Genomic DNA, 544 nt, shown 5'->3' on the forward strand with positions numbered 1-544 from the left:
TCGCAGCATCCGAAGGCGGATTGGTGATCGTCACCGTCACCGGAACATTGCCCGATGCCTCGGCGGCATTGACCACACCGTCACCGGCAATCGCACCAACCGTCACCGTGGTGGCACTCGTATCCGGCGGGGTCGTGTCGGTGGTCCACGTGCCGCTTCCCGTTCCCGGATTGCCCGCAGGATCGGTCACCGCAACCGCCACATCGCCGTTGGGCTGTGCACCCGGCGCCGTCGCCGTCCAGTTGCCGGTCGTGCCATCGGCCACGACCTCGGACGTGGTGCCGTCCGGCCAGGTCACCACAACCGTCGAACCCGGTTCCGTCGTGCCGGAAGCCGTCGGGATATTGTCGCCTTCCGGATCGGTGATGGTAACCGTGGTCGTCGGTGGCGTGACATCGACCGTATAGGTCTGCGTGTCGGTCACAGGCGCGGCATCATTGCCGGCTGCATCCGCAAACACCACTTCCGCCGTCACCGTCGGTGTCGCCGCACCGGCAAGCGCACTGCCTGGAACCTGCGCCGTCCACGTCCCGTCGCCATTGTC

1 protein-coding gene is annotated in these 544 nt (G+C 66.7%); it reads right to left on the bottom strand.

Annotated elements, in window-relative coordinates; genetic code table 11:
- Window positions 1-544 (bottom strand): hypothetical protein (locus AC0TOF_RS00005; RefSeq protein WP_473766716.1); only part of this gene is annotated, 544 nt, incomplete at both ends.

It is taken from the genome of Ochrobactrum sp. PL_is501, from assembly GCF_055816895.1.